At 46.6% G+C, this 251-nt stretch carries 1 protein-coding gene; it reads right to left on the bottom strand.

Translation table 11 applies throughout. The features are described from left to right. The coding region (locus CALK_RS13130; protein WP_034638493.1) for an MBG domain-containing protein at positions 1–251 on the bottom strand (251 nt) is incomplete at both ends.

Raw genomic sequence — 251 nt, 5'->3', positions numbered from 1 at the left:
ATAATTGGACGTGACATCTTGTCCACCATCCATAATTTCAACTGAGCCTATGGCGATATCATAGGAGCCTGTCTCAGCAGCTTCCGCAGCGCCATCACTGGAAAGGGCTAAACTTAAGGTATGACCGGATACCAAATCGCCAGAGCTTATGCTGTATTCTTCATTATCAAACTCATAGAGATCGCCATACACCTTACTTGTATCATCGACGGTGATCTCAAGGGGGCGAGTGGTTACGATGAGATTGCCCT

Source organism: Chitinivibrio alkaliphilus ACht1, assembly GCF_000474745.1.
GTDB lineage: Bacteria > Fibrobacterota > Chitinivibrionia > Chitinivibrionales > Chitinivibrionaceae > Chitinivibrio > Chitinivibrio alkaliphilus.
Note: the sequence above shows the minus strand (reverse complement) of the source record. Positions and strands in the feature narration are given on the sequence as shown.